A 652-nucleotide genomic window follows, 5' to 3' on the forward strand; every position below is an offset into this window, starting at 1 on the left:
GATATCCAACCGCCTCTGCGTGATGCCTCAGACACAAATATCAGCAATGCTATTGCCCTTGTCCAAGCCGATGTCGATACGCTACTGCCTGACCGATGCCGTGTCATCTTGACACTGGATAATTACGATGCATGGAGCTCTGCCATACAAAAAGAAGCTGGTATTCTCAATGCTATTACAACTCTTCACCTGGACACTCCTCCTGCTGGCTCATCTCCACTTGATGCTGCAGTTTGGCACAGAAAAGCCATTGTCATGAGAGCCCGTATGCTCAATGCCATGACAACCCCTGCTTCCGATAAACTAGGCACCGTATATGACCTCTCTGCCCATGGTCTTTGGGACCGAGCTGCCACACTTTTTGGCAAATCCACCGGTGAAGAGCGAATGGCCCTTACCATGGAGCTCAAAGAGCTCTATATAAAGGATAACGATTATCTCACCTACCAGTCATCCTTTAATCGAATCTTTGACCGCCTACACGCTATTGGAGAAGAATCTCTTGAAAATCTCAAACATGACCTCTTCTTTATAGGTCTCCGGGACTGGAACCGCGCCTTTATCAAGAGTAAACTAGATGATGTCTACTCTACTGGCCGTGCTCCGGTTACCAACCTGGATCTTAAGGTTATCCAGACCCAATTATCTACTC

The 652-nt window shown here is 47.5% G+C and carries 1 protein-coding gene; it reads left to right on the forward strand.

The genetic code is table 11. The features are described from left to right. Nucleotides 1-652: hypothetical protein (locus tag IE142_RS39890; protein WP_191889452.1), on the forward strand; the 652-nt coding region annotated here is incomplete at both ends.

This window comes from Streptomyces mutabilis (assembly GCF_014649815.1).
Taxonomy (GTDB): Bacteria; Actinomycetota; Actinomycetes; order Streptomycetales; family Streptomycetaceae; genus Streptomyces; species Streptomyces mutabilis.